At 63.5% G+C, this 16,049-nt stretch carries 17 protein-coding genes; 15 read left to right on the top strand and 2 right to left on the bottom strand.

The features are described 5' to 3' along the window. Positions 1 to 2 precede the first annotated feature (2 nt). From RS897_RS40850 to RS897_RS40830, 5 genes are all read left to right on the top strand, one after another. Complete coding sequence (locus RS897_RS40850) at positions 3 to 1,352, top strand: aromatic ring-hydroxylating oxygenase subunit alpha (protein ID WP_315834320.1); 1,350 nt, start codon at positions 3 to 5, stop codon at positions 1,350 to 1,352. After that, positions 1,345 to 1,875 carry an aromatic-ring-hydroxylating dioxygenase subunit beta gene (locus RS897_RS40845; protein WP_315834319.1) on the top strand — a complete coding sequence of 177 codons (531 nt, stop codon included), beginning with the start codon at positions 1,345 to 1,347 and terminating at the stop codon, positions 1,873 to 1,875. Before RS897_RS40850 ends, RS897_RS40845 begins: the two co-directional genes overlap by 8 nt. A 10-nt stretch (positions 1,876 to 1,885) precedes the next feature. Next, positions 1,886 to 2,218 carry a non-heme iron oxygenase ferredoxin subunit gene (locus RS897_RS40840; RefSeq protein WP_315834318.1) on the top strand — a complete coding sequence of 111 codons (333 nt, stop codon included), beginning with the start codon at positions 1,886 to 1,888 and terminating at the stop codon, positions 2,216 to 2,218. A 48-nt stretch (positions 2,219 to 2,266) separates the two neighbouring features. Beyond that, on the top strand, positions 2,267 to 3,061 hold the full coding sequence (locus RS897_RS40835) for a helix-turn-helix transcriptional regulator (protein ID WP_315834317.1): 795 nt from the start codon (positions 2,267 to 2,269) through the stop codon (positions 3,059 to 3,061). 154 nt (positions 3,062 to 3,215) lie between these two features. Further along, the gene (locus RS897_RS40830) at positions 3,216 to 3,956 is read left to right on the top strand and encodes a sterol desaturase family protein (protein ID WP_315834316.1); all 741 of its coding nucleotides are present in this window, start codon (positions 3,216 to 3,218) and stop codon (positions 3,954 to 3,956) included. A gap of 89 nt (positions 3,957 to 4,045) precedes the next feature. Here the strand turns inward: RS897_RS40830 and RS897_RS40825 are convergent, their stop codons facing one another. Then, on the bottom strand, positions 4,046 to 5,572 hold the full coding sequence (locus RS897_RS40825) for an amidohydrolase family protein (RefSeq protein WP_315834315.1): 1,527 nt from the start codon (positions 5,570 to 5,572) through the stop codon (positions 4,046 to 4,048). A 179-nt stretch (positions 5,573 to 5,751) separates the two neighbouring features. Further along, positions 5,752 to 6,666: a LysR family transcriptional regulator gene (locus RS897_RS40820; protein ID WP_315834314.1), complete on the bottom strand. Its 915-nt coding sequence runs from the start codon at positions 6,664 to 6,666 to the stop codon at positions 5,752 to 5,754. Between the two features lie 109 nt (positions 6,667 to 6,775). Between RS897_RS40820 and RS897_RS40815 the strand changes: the two genes are divergently transcribed. From RS897_RS40815 to soxA, 10 genes are all read left to right on the top strand, one after another. Further along, on the top strand, positions 6,776 to 8,428 hold the full coding sequence (locus RS897_RS40815) for an FAD-dependent oxidoreductase (RefSeq protein WP_315834313.1): 1,653 nt from the start codon (positions 6,776 to 6,778) through the stop codon (positions 8,426 to 8,428). Between the two features lie 86 nt (positions 8,429 to 8,514). Further along, on the top strand, positions 8,515 to 9,456 hold the full coding sequence (locus RS897_RS40810) for a Bug family tripartite tricarboxylate transporter substrate binding protein (RefSeq protein ID WP_315834312.1): 942 nt from the start codon (positions 8,515 to 8,517) through the stop codon (positions 9,454 to 9,456). Between the two features lie 213 nt (positions 9,457 to 9,669). Next, the gene (locus tag RS897_RS40805) at positions 9,670 to 10,119 is read left to right on the top strand and encodes a (2Fe-2S)-binding protein (protein ID WP_315834311.1); all 450 of its coding nucleotides are present in this window, start codon (positions 9,670 to 9,672) and stop codon (positions 10,117 to 10,119) included. A 10-nt stretch (positions 10,120 to 10,129) separates the two neighbouring features. Continuing rightward, positions 10,130 to 12,322, top strand: a complete 2,193-nt coding sequence (locus RS897_RS40800) for a xanthine dehydrogenase family protein molybdopterin-binding subunit (RefSeq protein ID WP_315834310.1) — start codon at positions 10,130 to 10,132, stop codon at positions 12,320 to 12,322. 67 nt (positions 12,323 to 12,389) lie between these two features. Then, on the top strand, positions 12,390 to 12,677 hold the full coding sequence (locus tag RS897_RS40795; protein WP_315834309.1) for a c-type cytochrome: 288 nt from the start codon (positions 12,390 to 12,392) through the stop codon (positions 12,675 to 12,677). Between the two features lie 9 nt (positions 12,678 to 12,686). Next, positions 12,687 to 13,958 carry an FCSD flavin-binding domain-containing protein gene (locus tag RS897_RS40790; protein WP_315834308.1) on the top strand — a complete coding sequence of 424 codons (1,272 nt, stop codon included), beginning with the start codon at positions 12,687 to 12,689 and terminating at the stop codon, positions 13,956 to 13,958. 25 nt (positions 13,959 to 13,983) lie between these two features. After that, positions 13,984 to 14,391, top strand: a complete 408-nt coding sequence (gene soxX, locus RS897_RS40785) for a sulfur oxidation c-type cytochrome SoxX (protein WP_315834307.1) — start codon at positions 13,984 to 13,986, stop codon at positions 14,389 to 14,391. Positions 14,392 to 14,406: 15 nt separating this feature from the next. Then, positions 14,407 to 14,898 carry a SoxY-related AACIE arm protein gene (locus RS897_RS40780; protein WP_315834306.1) on the top strand — a complete coding sequence of 164 codons (492 nt, stop codon included), beginning with the start codon at positions 14,407 to 14,409 and terminating at the stop codon, positions 14,896 to 14,898. Further along, entirely contained in the window at positions 14,898 to 15,215 is a 318-nt protein-coding gene (gene soxZ, locus RS897_RS40775; RefSeq protein ID WP_315834305.1) for a thiosulfate oxidation carrier complex protein SoxZ, read from the top strand. Before RS897_RS40780 ends, soxZ begins: the two co-directional genes overlap by 1 nt. 38 nt (positions 15,216 to 15,253) lie before the next feature. Continuing rightward, positions 15,254 to 16,000, top strand: a complete 747-nt coding sequence (gene soxA, locus RS897_RS40770) for a sulfur oxidation c-type cytochrome SoxA (RefSeq protein WP_315838911.1) — start codon at positions 15,254 to 15,256, stop codon at positions 15,998 to 16,000. Positions 16,001 to 16,049 lie beyond the last annotated feature (49 nt).

The following is a 16,049-nucleotide window of genomic DNA, read 5'->3' as shown; positions in this document are numbered from 1 at the left end:
AGATGAACGTGCACACGCCTCTGGATGGTCTGATCGACGACCGTCCGTCCGACAAGGCCTTCCATGTTTCCAGAAGCGCCTTCACGGATCCGGACATCTTCGATCTGGAGATGAAGCACATCTTCGAGGCGACATGGTCGTTTGTCGGCCTCGAAACGCAGATTCCCCGGCCGCATGACTACATCACCACATTCATCGGCCGGCAGCCGGTGCTGCTGATGCGTGACGGCGAGGGAAACATCGGCTGTTTCCTCAACACCTGCCGGCATCGCGCCACGATGGTCTGTCCGTTCAAGCGGGGGCGGCAGAAGTTTCATGTCTGCCGCTATCATGGCTGGGCCTACGACAGCGCCGGCCGCAACATTTCGGTCACCGACAAGGATGACGGGCAGTATCCGGCTGATTTCGACAACGCGGATCGTAATCTCTTCCCGGTCGCCCGGCTCGAGAGCTACCGTGGTCTCATCTTCGCGAGCCTGTCGGCCGACGTGCCGTCGCTGTCCGATTACCTCGGCGACGCCCGCGCCTTCATCGACCTCGTGGCCGACCAGAGCCCGGTGGGGCAGCTCGAATTCGTTCCCGGCGACATCACTTACACTTTCGATGCCAACTGGAAACTGCAGTTCGAGAACGGGCTCGACTATTACCATTTCAATTCCACGCACAGTTCCTACGTCGACATCCTGGCGCAGCGGACCAAATCCGGCGATGCCACCGGGTTCACGTCGGAGCGTGCGGACGAGGTCGAGGGGCAGGGAAGCTTCAATTTCAGCAACGGCCACGCCGTCAACTGGTCGATCAAGCGGCAGATGCGTTACGGGCGGGCGCTGGCCTCCGATCCTGACGGCCTCGCCGAGGTGAAGGCACGGGTCGGCGACACCAGGCTGAAATGGATGCTGCGCCAGCGCAACCTGACCATTTTCCCCAATCTGCAGATCATCGATATCAGTTCGGCGCAACTGCGCACCTGGCGGCCGCTGTCGGCGGACAAGACCGAGATGACGTCGCATTGCCTGGCGCCGGTGGGCGAGAGTCCGGCTGCGCGCCGCTTTCGCATCCGCGCCTATGAGGACTTCTTCAATCCGAGCGGGCTCGCCACCTCCGACGACAACGTGATGTACGAATTCTGCCAGACCGGCTATGCGGCTCAGGCCGGCGACACGCTCGGGCATTTGCGCGGTCTCGATCCCGGCATTGGCCTGCCCGGCGATCATGTCAGCGAACTCGGCATCTCCCCGGTCGATTACGCCTTCGGCAAGCCCGGCTTCGGCGGCGAAACCAATTTCCATTCCGGTTACCGCGAATGGCGGCGGCTGCTGCAGCATGCGACAGGGGAGGCGGCCGATGCCTGACCAAAAGGCGGATGGCCGCCGGTTTGAGACCGGGCACAATCACGCGGAGGCCGAGAAACTGCTGTTCGACGAAGCCCAGCATCTCGACGACAAGGAATGGGGCGCATGGGCCGAGCTCTATGAAGCCGATGCGGAATACTGGGTGCCGTCCTGGCTCGACGAGTATGAGCTGGTGACCGATCCGGACACGCAGGTGTCTTACATTTATCACACGTCGCGAGCCCAATTGCAGGAGCGGATCGGCCGCATCCAGTCGCGCAAGTCGATCACGGCGCTGCCGTTGCCACGGACGCTGCACATGATCTCGAATGTCGTTCTCACCGACATCGACGATCGAAACATCGATGCCAGATCGTGCTGGACGACGCATGTGTTCGATCCGCGTACGCGCAGGCAGCATCTGCACTTCGGAACCTACCGGCATCGACTTATCCTGTCGGATGGCCGCTACCGCATCGCCCGCAAGAAGATTATCATCATGAACGACTGCATTCCGACGGTTGTCGATTTCTACAGCATTTAGGAGAGTGACAATGTCCGATAGCGATGGGGCCGGGAAATGGGAGATCGCGGTTGCGGTCTCCGACGTCAAAGCCGGCGAGCCGGTGGGCTGTTCGCTGCGGCAGCACGAGATTGCCGTCTACCTGGTGGACGGCACCTATTATGCGACATCGAACATCTGCACCCATGAGCAGGCGCTGCTGACGGACGGATTTCTGGAGGGCTGTGAAATCGAATGTCCGCTCCACGGCGCGCGCTTCGACATCAAGACAGGAGAGGTGCTGTCGAGCCCTGCGGAAACCGATCTGGAAACGTTCCGAACCCGCGTGGTGGGGGACCATATTGAGGTGTTGCTGCCGGAGTAGGGCGTATCTCCACAGGTCTTCCTGTCGGGGTGATCGGACTCTTCGCTGATGCGGGATCCCTGGACTTGCTCTAGGATGAACGCAGCGTCTGTTTTGAGATCGGACGAAGCGGAGAGAGTCTTGGCAGACCGGTCGGATCGGAATCTGAAGGCCTGGATTGAGGCGCTGAACGCAGTTCCTTCGGGATCGATGACTGAGGCTGACATTCTGAGTTGGGTCGAAGGGCCGCTGCGCCGCTTTTTTCCTTTTCAGCGCTTCCTCGGGGGCTATGGCCGCCTGTCTGGCGGCCGCATCCGCATGCGCAACCTGCTGACGTCAGGCCATCAGCCTGACTTCGTTGCAAGCCTCGAAGATGCGTTCGACCTGACGTTGCGAGGCTGCTTCGCGTGGTGGGTGCAAAATCGCGCGGCCTTCATCCTGGATCCCGAACACCCGCCGGCCTTCGCCACCGATCGCGAACTCGAGGAAATCAGGCACTTCTCGCTTGGCGTCATCGCTGCCCATGGTGTCATTGATCCCTTCGCCAATACCGGCACCTATATCAGCTTCTCCGGCGTTACAGCGGATGATCCTGTCAACACGCGGGCTTCGCTCAATCTGATCGCTCCGGTGCTTCACGCGTTGTTTCTTGCGACCGAACAGGTCGCGAAGTCTCCGATCGACCTTGCGAGGCTGACCGATCGCCAGAGGCAGCTGGTCGATTTGGCGCTGATCGGACTACCTGACAAGACCATCGCGTCACGTCTTGGGATCTCCGAACATACCGTGGGAAATCATTTTCGTGGCATCTACGATCGGTTGGGCATCAGCAAGCGCAGTCAGCTGATCGCGGCTCTGAAATAGGTCAAGGTCTTGCCGAAAGGCCCATCCCGATTCGGGATTCTCCTCTAGCACGTACGTGTCATCGACCGGCGGAAGCTCGGGTGCTGTTGTGATGACGGCACTCAGCGATCCGGCGCCGGTGCTGGTTCCGGATCCTCACACGAGGTGATCCGCCATGACATCCCTCATCCTCACATCGCTGCTGATCGTATTGGCAGCCATTGCTTTCATGACCCTGGAGCGGCTTGCGCCAGGCCGGGAATTGCCCAATGCGCCGGGATGGTACGGCCGTGCGCTGCTGATTGCGCTGTTTCAGGTCGGCATCACCCTGGCCACTTGCAGACTCTGGATCCACCTGTTCGGAAATGCGTCGCTGTTCGATCTGAGGGCGTTGCAGTCGCCGGTGCTCGAGGGATTTGCCAGTTGGTTTATCGGCACGTTCTTTTGCTATTGGTGGCACCGGATCCGTCACATGAATGGATGGTGGGTGCTGTTTCATCAGGTTCACCATTCTCCGGCCCGGATCGGGACCATCACATCATTCTATAAGCACCCAATCGAGATCCTGGCCGACGGCGCGCTTGCGGCCGTCATCCTCTTTCCGCTGCTGGGCTGCTCGATCGAGGGCTCGATGTGGTTCAACATGTTCGCCGCGGTCGGCGAGTTCTTCTATCACTCCAATTTCAAGTCTCCGCGCTGGCTGAAATATGTCATCCAGACTCCGGAGATGCACTCGCTGCACCATGAGCTGGGCATCCATGCTGGGAATTATGGTGACCTGCCGATCTGGGATCGGCTGTTCGGCACCTATCGTGAAGCCGATCAATTTGCGCCGCAATGCGGCTTCCCGCGCAACAATGAGCGCCATCTGGCGCGCATGCTGCTATTTCAGGACGTGTATGATCGCCGGTCATAGTCAAAGAAGCATGGAAGCACGTTCTGTATGGCTATCGTGATGCCCCGGCCGCGTGGCCGGGGCATCTGATGTAACCTAGACGGGATCGCCTACGCGAACACGGTGTGATCGACGGGCCCGTTGGGCACCACGTAACCGTAACGCGTGTTGGATGGCTCCACGCCGTTCTTCTCGTAGTCGGCTTTCATGGCGGCAAAGCGGTCGCCCTTGATATCCAGCATCGCCTTCTTGGGGTTGATGTTGTAGAGCCGTGCGTTGTTGCCGCTGAAGATTGCGGTCTTCACCGGCCCGTCGGCGGCGCCGAGCGGCGCGTAGCCGTGTTTCTTCTGCATCGCCTCGGGGATTTCCAGCCGGCGCAGGCCCTCGATCTGCCACTGCGGTCCGCCGGTCCACAGTGCGTCGGTGCCCCAGCAGACGTGATCGACGCCGAGGCCCTTGATCAGGGTTCCCATCAGTGCGGCGCAGACATTGGGCTCGGCCACGAGCGTCGTCGCGAACAATTGCCCGACGTCGCCATAGACGTTGTTGACGCCGTATTGCGCCGGGATATCCGCGAGGTCGCTGGTCCAGGAGATCCGCCCGGTGCGCTCGAATTCCGCCAGCGCCTGCTTCGGATCGCCGCCGACATGGCGGTAGGCCGAGTGGTAGATGACGAAGTTGAGCTGCGGCCAGTCCTTCGCCGCTTGTCCGACATCGGCGACGTCGGCGAAGCCGCGCAGGTTCGGATACTGCTTCTCGACTCCCGGCGGGAACAGGCCCTTGTGCACGCAGACGTTCTTGATGCCGGCGGCGACCATCTTCTCATAGCCTTTGTAGGTCACCTTCTCGTCGTCCAGCCGCCAGGGATAGCGGCTGATCTCCTTGTGGGTGTTGTCGCCGATGGTGTAGCCCTTGCAGGATTCCGGGTTCAGCGCCAGCGCCGCGTCCAGCTTGTCGAGCCAGCCTGGCTGGCCCGGTGTGAAGATCGCATGCGCAAACACCCGGCGCGATCCCGCTTCGTCATTGATCGACTTGCGGGCGGCGGCGATCTGCTCGTTGGTCAGGAACCAGTCCTGCTCGATGTCGGAGGGAGCGGAGGAGATCAGCGCGATCTTGGTGTCGCTGTCGAGAAACATCTCCTTCTTGTAGTTGTTGAACTTCAGGTCCTCGATGGTCTGCTCGCGATCCGCGAGCTGCTTGTTCCAGCCGGCCTTGCCGACCGCGTTGCGCATCGCGACGAAATTCATGATGCGGGTGTCGTCGCGCAGGAAATGGGTGTGCATGTCCATGATGAACTGGTCCTTGAGCGCGTCGGCGCGCTCCTGGGCCATCGCCGGCGTCGCGGCCTCAGCCCGGCTGACGTCGAACAGCGGGCCGTAGACTTCGTTCATGGCAAGATAGGCAGCGGCCATGCCGGCCGCGCTCTGGAAGAAGCGGCGTCGGTCGAGGCCTTGTTTGCCGCCGAGCTCGTCGGCCATCGCCAGCATCCGGTTCTCGACCTCGCGCTGCCGTTCGTTCTGGGGATCGGGATAGAATTCATCGCTGGATACGATCTGGGTCGGAATCGGCGTCCGGTATTCGCAGAATTCGGACGGCATCAGTGCGGCCAGTTCTTCTTCTGTCAGGTTGCTGCTCACGGCTTTGTCTCCCTGAATGCGCCCGAACTTGATGTCGGGTCGGCAGGCAGAGACTAGACCAGCTCAGGCGGACTCGTCAGCCGGGTCCGGCGGGTGTGCAGCGCCGTTCCATCAAATGTGATCAGCTGATCACCAGGCACGGGACCTTCCCATCAAGTTCCCGTGCATGAACCGGGATGTCAGGACGATGACTTGTGTGCGCCGCGCAATCGGATCTGCTGCCGAGCCGTTTTGATGAAGTTTTCGGCAGCGGGCGACAGGCTTCGCCCCGAGCGCCGGATCAGCGACAGCGGTCGATCGATCGTCGGCTCGACCAGCGGAACCGCCACCAGCGAGGGGAACTGCAACGGTGGCAGCATGTGTGCGGGCAGGATGGAGATGCCGATGCCGTGTGCGCTCATGGCGAGCGCGGTGTTGATCAGCGAGACTTCATAGGTCGGGGACAGCCGCTTGTGCTGCCGAGTCAGCGCATGGTCGATCTGCGCGCGGATCCGCGTATCGCGCCGCATGGCGATGATGGTCATGCCGGCCAGCCGGTCCCAGCTGATCTGCCGCCGGTTTTCGAAGCTGCCGTCCTTGCGCCCGATGGCGCTGAGACGGCCGCGCATCAGCGGCTCAACAGTGAGATCGGGGCCGCCTTCCTCGACGCTGCCGATGCCGAACTCGACGTCGGCCGCGGCAACGCTCGTCGTCAGCTGATCGGCCGCAACGTCGTACATCACGATCTCGATCGCGGGATGTCTTTCGCGAAAGGCCCCGATGATGTCGGGCAGCAGGGCGGACGCAGCCCCTGCCGATACCGCGAACACCACGCGTCCGCTTTTCGCCTCGGCCAGGTCTCGCATCTGCTGTGCAAGGCCCGATGCATCGCCGACGATCCGTTCCGCCAGCGGAAAGGCCGCGACTGCGGCGGGAGTTGGGTTGAGCACGCGGGTGGTGCGGTCGAACAGGCGCAGACCGAACATCTCTTCCATCTGGCGGATCAGGATGCTGACCGCCGATTGCGTCACCCTCATCTCCTGCGCGGCCCGCGTCAGGCTGCGGAGTCGGTAGACCAGGATGAAAGCCTGCAGGTGCCGCAGCGATGCATTCATATGAATCTCTCATGAATTAATCAAAATTTTCCACCTACATTTATGAACCTCCCAAAGCCTAGAATCAAACCGGTGGCGTGAATCGCGCTGGGCGCGCCGAGGGACAACGATGCTGGAGATCGAGACAACGGTGCTGGTGGTGGGCGCGGGGCCGGTCGGCCTCACGGCGGCGATGGATCTCGCCTCGCGCGGCATCGACGTGGTGGTCGCCGAAGTCCGCAGGCCTGGCGAGCCGCCGAGCGTGAAATGCAATCATGTGTCGGCGCGCTCAATGGAAGTGTTCCGGCGGCTCGGCATGGTCGGCGAGATCAGAAATGCGGGCCTGCCAGCCGACTTTCCCAACGACTGCTCGTACCGGACCACGGCGACCGGCCGCGAATTGTCACGCATCCCGATTCCCAGCCGCGCGTTACGTTATGTCGCCACCGGCGGGCCGGACACCTGGTGGCCGACGCCGGAGCCGCCGCACCGCATCAACCAGATCTATCTCGAACCGATCCTGTTTCGCAATGCGGCGTCGCATCCGCGAATCCGCGTCCTGTCACGCACACAGATCGAGGATTTCACGCAGACGGACGATGAGGTGGTGGCGACGGCGCGCGAGCTTGACGCCCATAGTTCCTTTCATATCTCGGCATCCTATGTGATCGGGTGTGATGGCGGAAAGTCCATGGTGCGCCGGCTGATCGGCGCCAGCCTGACCGGCACGCCGGTGGTGCAACGGGTGCAGTCGACTTTCATCGAAGCGCCGCAGCTCAAGCATCTGATGGCGGCGCATACGCCGGCCTGGATGGTGCTGTCGCTCAATCCGCGCCGCTGCGGCACCACGGTTGCGATCGATGGCCACGACAAATGGCTGGTGCACAACCATCTCAAGCCCGACGAACTGGAATTCGACTCCGTCGATCGCGACTGGGCGATCCGCAACATCCTTGGAGTTGACGAGAATTTCCCGTACCGCGTGATCAGCAAGGAAGACTGGGTTGGCCGTCGTCTGGTCGCGGACCGCTTTCGTGACCGCCGCGCCTTCATCTGCGGCGATGCCGCACACTTATGGATTCCGTATGCGGGCTACGGCATGAATGCCGGCATCGCGGATGCCGCCAATCTCAGCTGGCTCTTGGCAGCGCATCTCAACGGCTGGGCCGCAGCCGGTATCCTTGATGCCTACGAGGCGGAACGCCAGCCCATCACCGAACAGGTGTCGCATTTCGCGATGAACCATGCGCTGGCGATCATGAGCCAGCGTCGCGATGTGCCCGGGGATATCGAGGCCGATGGCCCCGCGGCGGATGCCGCCCGTGCGGCGTTGGGCCAGGCGGCTTACGATCTGAACGTCCAGCAATATTGCTGCGCCGGCCTGAATTTCGGCTACTATTATGATCGCTCGCCGCTGATCGCCTATGACGGCGAGACACCGCCGCCCTACACCATGGGAGGTTTCGAGCCGTCGACCGTTCCGGGCGCGCGGGTCCCGCATCTGTGGCTGCGGGACCGCCGCTCGCTCTATGACGCGTTCGGGCCGCTGTACACGCTGATCCGGCGCGATCCGGCTGTCGATGCGACGCCGTTGCTCGGCGCGGCTGCGAAGCGCAATCTGCCGATGACGCTGCTGGATATCGACGCCGCCGAGGCAGGTGTCTGCGGCGAGGTGTTGATCCTGGCGCGGCCCGATCAGCATATCGCCTGGCGCGGTAACACTGCCCCGGCGGATGCCGATGCACTGATCGACCGAATACGAGGCGCCTTACGCGCTGCATGAGCCGGACAACCGGCCGTTTTGGGGAGGATAACGAGATGCGCGGATTCCGCGGACGCACGGCATGTCGCTCTGAGATATGGCTATCGTTGCTGTTGCTGGTCCTGGCGATGGGGCCACGGCCGGCGATGGCCTATCCCGATCAGCCGATCAAGCTGATCGTCACCTTTCCGCCGGGCGGCAGTGCCGACGTGGTGATCCGGGCGCTGCAGCCGATTTTGTCGGCGGAGTTGCAGCAGCCCATCGTGATCGAAAACCGATCTGGGGCTGGCGGCAATATCGGCATCGGGGCGGTGGTGCAGGCGCCGGCCGATGGTTACACTCTCGGCGTCGCCGCGGCCGGCGTGCTCACGGTCAACCCGCATCTGAACAATGCGATGCCGTTCGATCCGCTCAAGGACCTGGCGCCGATCACGCTGCTGGCCGAAATCCCGTTCGTGCTGGTGGCGTCGGAACGAGCGCCGGTGTCCTCGGTGGACGGGATTATCGCGTTTGCGAAATCCAAACCCGACGAATTGTCGATCGGCCATGGCGGCAACGGCACCGCGATGCATCTCACCGCTGCGCTGTTCGCCCAGAAGGCGCAGGCCAGGGTCAAGCTCGTGCCCTATCGCGGCTCTGCGCCCACCGCCGTCGATGTGCTTGCGGGGCACATTCCGCTCGCAGTGCTGGATTTCCCGTCATCGCTGCAACTGATCCGCGAAGGCAGGCTCAAGGCGCTCGGTGTGTCGGCGGCCAAGCGCGTCAGCTTCTTGCCCGCTACGGCCTCACTGGCCGAACTCGGCCTGAAGGATTTCGCCGCGGTCGGATGGTTCGGGGTGGTTGCGCGCGCGGGCACAGCGCCCGAGATCATCACCCGGCTCAATGCCGCTTTCGTCAAGGCGCTGAAGGATCCCGGTGTGATCGAGAAGATCCAGTTGCTCGGCGCGGAGCCGTCGCCCTCGTCACCCCAGGGGTTTGCCGACTTCATCCGCTCCGAGACGGCCAAGTGGGGCAAGGTCATCGCCGAGGCCGGCATCAAGGCGGAATGACATCATCCCGTCGTCAGCCGGTGCTTTTGATTGCATTACTTTATTTATGGACGTGGGCGCGCCTGCGCCGCTCAGTTTGAACCAAAGGTACCAATCGTCGCCTGACGAGACGGGGCAGAGGCGCACGAGAAATCTTGATTTGAACAATTCCAGATCCCGGGTCACCATCGGACTTCCAGGGGCGAACATGTCGCCGGGCAAGAGGAAGAAACGATGCCAGTCCTCACGATCAACGGGAAAACCTACGATATCGACGCAGAGCCGGATATGCCGCTGCTCTGGGCCATCCGGGAGCTGGTCGGCCTGACCGGGACCAAATACGGCTGCGGCATTGCACAATGCGGCGCCTGCACCGTCCATATCGACGGCGAAGCCACCCGATCCTGCAGCATGCAGGTGTCTGACGTGGTCGGCAAACAGATCATCACCATTGAGGGGCTGGCCGCGGGCGGTCCCCTGCACAAGGTGCAGCAGGCCTGGGTGGCCAACGATGTTCCACAATGCGGCTATTGCCAGAGCGGCATGATCATGGCGGTGGCGGCGCTCCTGAAGGAGAAGCCGAAGCCCACCGACAAGGACATCGACGAGGCCATTACCAACATCTGCCGGTGCGGCACCTTCGCGCAGGTGCGCGAAGCGATCCACGCCGCGGCGAACGCGTAAGGGGGCCGTCATGAACAAGATGATGACAGCAACTCGTTCGCTCAGCCGCCGGGCTTTCGTGGTCGGCGCCACCGTCGCCGGTGGCGGTCTCGCCCTTGGGCTCGACATTCCCTTCGGTGGTCCGACCGTGGTTCGCGCCGCGGACGGTTCGCCCGAGGTCAACGCCTGGGTCGTGATCCGGCCCGACGATACGGTCGTGATCCGCGTCGCCCGCTCCGAGATGGGGCAGGGCACCCTCACCGGGCTGGCGCAGCTTGTCGCCGAGGAGTTGCAGTGCGACTGGTCGAAAGTCACCACCGAATATCCCACCCCCGGCGAGAGCGTGGCACGCAAGCGGGTGTGGGGCGATTTCTCCACCGGCGGCAGCCGCGGCATCCGCACCTCGCAGGATTATGTGCGCAAGGGCGGCGCCGCCGCACGCATGATGCTGATCCAGGCCGCCGCCGAGAGCTGGAAAGTCCCTGTTACCGAATGCACCGCGGCCAACAGCATCATCACTCACACGCCGTCGAATCGGACCACCACCTACGGCAAGGTGGCGGAAGCCGCTGCCAAGCTGACGCCGCCGGCCGACGTCAAGCTCAAGGATCCCAAGGACTGGACCATTGCCGGCAAGCCGCTGAAGCGGCTCGACACCGAGGACAAGACCACCGGCAAGATGATCTATGGCGCCGATATCAAGCTGCCGGGTTTGCTCAATGCTGCGATCAAGGATTGCCCGGTGTTCGGCGGCAAGCTGAAGAGCTACGACGAGGCCAAGATTGCCGGCATGAAGGGCATCAAGAAAGTCGTCCGGGTTGGCGACACCGCGGTGGCGGTGGTGGCCGACACCTGGTGGCACGCCAAGACCGCGCTCGATGCCCTGCCGATCGTCTGGGACGAGGGCGACAACGCCAGGGTGACCAGCGCCTCGATCGCCAAATGGCTGGAGGAAGGCCTCGACCCGGCGCAGCCGGCGTTCGTGGGCAATCAGAACGGCGACGTCAAGGCCGCGATCGCGGGTGCTGCCCGCAAGGTCGAGGCGGTGTATTCCTATCCCTACCAGAACCATGCGGCGATGGAGCCGCTCAACGCCACGGTGCTCTACACGCCTGACAAGTGCGAGGTCTGGACCGGCACCCAGAACGGCGAAGCGGCCTTCGCTGCGACCACGGAAGCCTCCGGCCTGCCGGCGGAGAAGTGCGAGGTGCACAAGGTGATGCTCGGCGGTGGCTTCGGCCGGCGCGGCATGACCGACTATGTCCGCCAGGCGGTGGCGATCGCCAAGCAGATGCCGGGCACGCCGGTCAAGCTGTTGTGGTCGCGCGAAGAAGACATGCTGCACGGCAAGTACCACCCAATCACCCAGTGCAAGCTCACCGGCGCGTTCGATGCCGACAACAACCTGACCGGCCTGCATATGCGCATCTCCGGTCAGTCGATCATCGCCAGTGTGTTTCCCAACAACCTGCAGAACGGCAAGGATACGGTCACGTTCCAGGGCCTCAATCCGACCGGCGAAGCGGCGTTCGGCTACAGCGTGCCGAATCTCCTGATCGATCACTCCATGCGCAATCCGCATGTGCCGCCGGGCTTCTGGCGTGGCGTCAATGTCAATCACAACGCCATTTACCTCGAATGCTTCATGGATGAGCTCGCCAAATCGGCCGGACAGGATCCGCTCGCGTTCCGGCGCAAGCTGATGGCCAATCATCCCAAGCACCTCGCCGTGCTCAACGCGGTTGCGGAAAAGATCGGCTGGGATACTCCGCCGCCGCAGGGCGTGTTCCGCGGTCTCTGCCAGCATATGGGCTTCGGTAGTTACGTTGCCGCCGCCACTGAAATCTCTGTGACTGACGGCAACAAGATCAAGGTGCACCGCATCGTCGCGGCCACCGATCCCGGTTACGCCGTGAACCCGGCGCAGATCGAACGCCAGGTCGCGGGCTCTTTCGTCTACGGTCTTTCGGCGCTGCTCTACGGCGAGATCACCATCAAGGACGGCCGTGTCGAGCAGGAGAACTTCGACACCTACAACTCGATGCGGATCGCCGAGATGCCGAAGGTGGAGGCGATCTTGATGCCGAGCGGCGGCTTCTGGGGCGGCGTCGGTGAGCCGACCATCTGCGTTGCGGCGCCTGCGGTGCTCAACGCATTCTTCGCCGCCACCGGCAAACGCATCCGCTCGGTGCCGTTGAAGAACCATGACATCCTGTTCGCGTAATGGGATGGGGCGACGTGACTGACATGCGGCAGCCATCATGGCTGCCGCATCGGATCGGACGTTCTGCATGAAATTTTTGTCGATGGTGCTTCTGATCGCGGCAGTCGGCGCATCGGCTGCGCCGGCCTGCGCCGCGTCGCTGCCACCGACGGGCGCGGCGTCGTGCTCGGGCTGCCATGGCGCGTCGGCAGCCGCGGTGCCGCGGATCACCGGCCGCGATGCCGGCGAGATCCTCACTTTGATCGCGGCGTTCCGCGACGGCTCGCGGCCCGCCACCGTGATGGGGCGGATCGCCAAGGGCTATTCCGACGACGAGCTGCGCCCGATCGCGGCGTGGCTCGCTGGGCAGAAATAGGGGGCGGCGATGAGCAGGAGATATCGCACCACCCGGCGTGCGTTTGTGGGCGGGGCTGCCGCCTCGCTGGCACTGGCGCGGCCGTCATTCGCGCAGGCCAGCGCCAACGTGGTTGTGATCGGCGGCGGCTTCGGTGGGGCAAGCTGTGCACGGGCGCTCAAATGGCTCGCCCCGAAACTGCAGGTGACGCTGCTCGAGCCGAACAAGACCTTCACGGCCTGCCCCTTCAGCAACGACGTCATTGGTGGTTTCCGCGCCATCGAAGCCCAGCGGTTTGGCTACGACAAGATCGCTGCCGCCGGCATCACAGTTGCGGCGCAGGCGGCGACCGGCGTCGATGTGCAGGGGCGAACGGTCACGCTGGCCGATGGATCTTCGCTGCGCTACGACCGGCTGGTGCTGTCGCCGGGCATCGACCTGCGCTTCGATGCGTTGCCGGGCTATGACGAAGCCGCGGTGGAGGTGATGCCGCACGCCTGGAAGGCCGGCGAGCAGACGCTGTTGCTGCGCCGGCAGCTCGAAGCCATGGACGACGGCGGCCTGGTGGTGATGTCGGTGCCCGCCAATCCCTATCGCTGTCCGCCCGGGCCCTATGAGCGGGCCTGCCTGATTGCGTATTATCTGAAAGCCAAGAAGCCGCGCTCCAAGCTGATCGTGCTGGATGCCAAGGACGCTTTTTCCAAGCAGCGGCTGTTTCAGAACGCCTGGACTGAACTGTATCCTGGCATGATCGAATGGGTGTCGCTGTCGCAAGGCGGCAAGGTGACGTCGGTCGACCCTTCGACCAAAACCTTCGTCACCGAATTCGGCAAACACACGGCACAGGTGGCCAACGTGATTCCGCCGCAGAAAGCCGGCCGCATCGCCGCGCTTGCGGGTGCGGCGGACGCAAGCGGCTGGTGTGCCATAGATCCGGTGACCTTCGAATCCAAGACGGCTCCGAACGTCCATGTGATCGGCGACGCCTGCATCGCCGGCGGCATGCCGAAATCCGCCTTCTCGGCCAATGCCCAGGCCAAGGCCTGCGCGGCCGCGGTCGCGACGCTGCTTGCGGGCGGCGCGCCGGCGGCACCGAAACTGATCAACACCTGCTACAGCCTCGCCGCGCCGGACTATGGCTTCTCGGTCGCCGGCGTCTATCAGCCGAAGAATGGCCTGCTTGCCGATGTCGAGGGCGCCGGCGGCACCAGCCCGGTGGATGCGCCGCGCGAATTCCGCGCCCGCGAGGCGGTCTATGCCCAATCCTGGTTCGACACCATCACGGCGGAAGTTTTTGGTTAGACCGTGCCACATGGCTCTAATAGCGATGCTGCTGTCCGGCGGCGCGCATGCGGCCGACTTGCTAAGTTATCTCGTGGTTGATGATGCGATCCCGACGTCGTTCACAGGCCAGCCCGGTGATCCTGCACAGGGCCGGAGTATTGTTGCCAATCGCCTGAACACGTGTGTGCTCTGCCACCCCGGGCCATTTGCGGACAAGGCGTTCCAGGGCGATCTTGCGCCGGATCTCGCGGGAACCGGCAGCCGCTGGTCGAAGGGGCAGCTACGGTTGCGGCTGGTGGATGCCTCCCACCTCAATCCCGCGACGATCATGCCATCCTATTACCGCCTGGACGGATTGGCGCGCGTCGGCACCGCCTGGACAGACAAGCCGATTCTGTCGGCACAGCAGATTGAGGATGTGGTGGCCTATCTTGCGACACTGCGCGAATAGGAGTTCGATACGCCGATGACGGATCCGACGACACCTTCAACGACATCCGCGACACGCCGGCGATTCCTGGCTCTCTCGGGCGGCGCCGTGCTCGGCGCGGGCGCCATGGTCAGCCTGCGACCGGCAGTGGCGACGCCGCAGATGCAGAACGCTGCGATCCGCGACGTGGTCGGGACTGCCACCGTGCGGCCGGGCAAAGTGAAGCTGGACGTGCCGCCGCTGGTCGAGAATGGCAACACCGTGCCGCTGACGGTGTCGGTGGCGAGCCCGATGACCGCGGATGACCATGTCGTCAGCATTCATGTCTTCAACGAGAAGAACCCGCAGCCCAATGTCGGCAATTTCTATCTCGGTGTTCGTGCCGGCCGTGCCCAGGTCTCCACCCGGATCCGGCTCGCCGACACCCAGCGGATCACCGCGATCGCGAAGCTGTCCGACGGCTCGTTCTGGTCGACCACCGCCGACGTGGTGGTGACACTGGCAGCGTGCGTCGAGGAGGCCAGCTGATGCCGGCGCTGATCAATGTTCCCGCCAAGGCGCAACGCGGCGATGTCGTCGAGATCAAGGCTCTGATGTCGCACATCATGGAGACCGGCTTTCGCCACACCCCGAGCGGCGAGGCCGTCCCGCGCGATATCATCACCAACTTCGTCTGCCGCTATAACGGCGTCGAGGTGTTTCGCGCTGACTTCTTCCCCGCCATCTCCGCCAATCCCTTCATCTCGTTCTTCACCACCGCCACCGACAGCGGCACCTTCGAATTCCAATGGGTCGGCGACAAGGGTTTTCTGGAAACCGCATCCGCGACCATCGCCGTCGAATGAAGGCCGTTGGCGCGATCGCGGCCGTGATGCTGGGCGTCATGCTGCTCGCAGCCACGCATGGTTTTACCGCCGAGATTTCACCGGCCGAGCGCCGCTCCGGCTTCAGCTTCATGTCGCCGGCCACCCAGGCAATCCAGAATGACGACACCGCTAATCCCGGAATGCTGTGGGTGCTGGATGGCGAGGCGCTGTGGACGGCCAAAGCGGGCGATGCCGGGCGCGCATGCGCGGACTGCCATGGCGACGCCAAGGCCAGCATGCGCGGTGTCGCGGCGCGCTATCCCGCGTTCGATCCTGTGCTCGCGCGCCCGGTCGATCTCGCGGAGCGCGTCAATCTCTGCCGCACCCGGCATCAGCAGGCGACGCCGTTCGCCTCTGAAAGCCGCGAACTGCTGGCGCTGACCGCACTGATCGGGACGCAGTCACGCGGCATTGCGATCGACGGCGGCAGCGATCCGCGTCTGGTGCCATTCATCGCTGCCGGCCGCGAACGGTTCATGCGCCGCCAGGGCCAGCTCAATCTCGCCTGTACCAATTGCCATGACGATAATTGGGACAAGCATCTTGCCGGCTCCGCCATCACCCAGGCGCATCCGACCGGTTATCCGCTGTACCGCCTGGAGTGGCAGTCGCTGGGGTCGCTGCAGCGCCGGCTGCGCAGCTGCATCACCGGCGTGCGCGCCCAGGCCTATGACTACGGCGCCCCCGAACTCGTGGAGCTTGAGCTCTATTTGATGTCGCGCGCCCGCGGCATGCCGATGGAGACACCAGCCGTGCGGCCGTGAGCTCGGGAGGCACATACACCCTGGGCCGGGTACCGGAACAAGGCCGTGG

The sequence above is a fragment of the Bradyrhizobium prioriisuperbiae genome, assembly GCF_032397745.1.
Classification (GTDB): Bacteria; Pseudomonadota; Alphaproteobacteria; order Rhizobiales; family Xanthobacteraceae; genus Bradyrhizobium_A; species Bradyrhizobium_A prioriisuperbiae.
This window is presented reverse-complemented; position numbering and strand designations above follow the sequence as displayed.

Coding starts and splice junctions, on each gene's coding strand:
- RS897_RS40850 (WP_315834320.1), top strand. CDS start 3: ATGAACGTGCACACGCCTCTGGATGGTCTGATCGACGACCGTCCGTCC.
- RS897_RS40795 (WP_315834309.1), top strand. CDS start 12,390: ATGAAATTTTTGTCGATGGTGCTTCTGATCGCGGCAGTCGGCGCATCG.
- RS897_RS40790 (WP_315834308.1), top strand. CDS start 12,687: ATGAGCAGGAGATATCGCACCACCCGGCGTGCGTTTGTGGGCGGGGCT.
- soxZ (WP_315834305.1), top strand. CDS start 14,898: ATGCCGGCGCTGATCAATGTTCCCGCCAAGGCGCAACGCGGCGATGTC.
- RS897_RS40780 (WP_315834306.1), top strand. CDS start 14,407: ATGACGGATCCGACGACACCTTCAACGACATCCGCGACACGCCGGCGA.
- RS897_RS40835 (WP_315834317.1), top strand. CDS start 2,267: ATGCGGGATCCCTGGACTTGCTCTAGGATGAACGCAGCGTCTGTTTTG.
- RS897_RS40815 (WP_315834313.1), top strand. CDS start 6,776: ATGCTGGAGATCGAGACAACGGTGCTGGTGGTGGGCGCGGGGCCGGTC.
- soxX (WP_315834307.1), top strand. CDS start 13,984: ATGCTGCTGTCCGGCGGCGCGCATGCGGCCGACTTGCTAAGTTATCTC.
- RS897_RS40800 (WP_315834310.1), top strand. CDS start 10,130: ATGAACAAGATGATGACAGCAACTCGTTCGCTCAGCCGCCGGGCTTTC.
- RS897_RS40805 (WP_315834311.1), top strand. CDS start 9,670: ATGCCAGTCCTCACGATCAACGGGAAAACCTACGATATCGACGCAGAG.
- RS897_RS40840 (WP_315834318.1), top strand. CDS start 1,886: ATGTCCGATAGCGATGGGGCCGGGAAATGGGAGATCGCGGTTGCGGTC.
- soxA (WP_315838911.1), top strand. CDS start 15,254: ATGCTGCTCGCAGCCACGCATGGTTTTACCGCCGAGATTTCACCGGCC.
- RS897_RS40830 (WP_315834316.1), top strand. CDS start 3,216: ATGACATCCCTCATCCTCACATCGCTGCTGATCGTATTGGCAGCCATT.
- RS897_RS40845 (WP_315834319.1), top strand. CDS start 1,345: ATGCCTGACCAAAAGGCGGATGGCCGCCGGTTTGAGACCGGGCACAAT.
- RS897_RS40820 (WP_315834314.1), bottom strand. CDS start 6,666: ATGAATGCATCGCTGCGGCACCTGCAGGCTTTCATCCTGGTCTACCGA.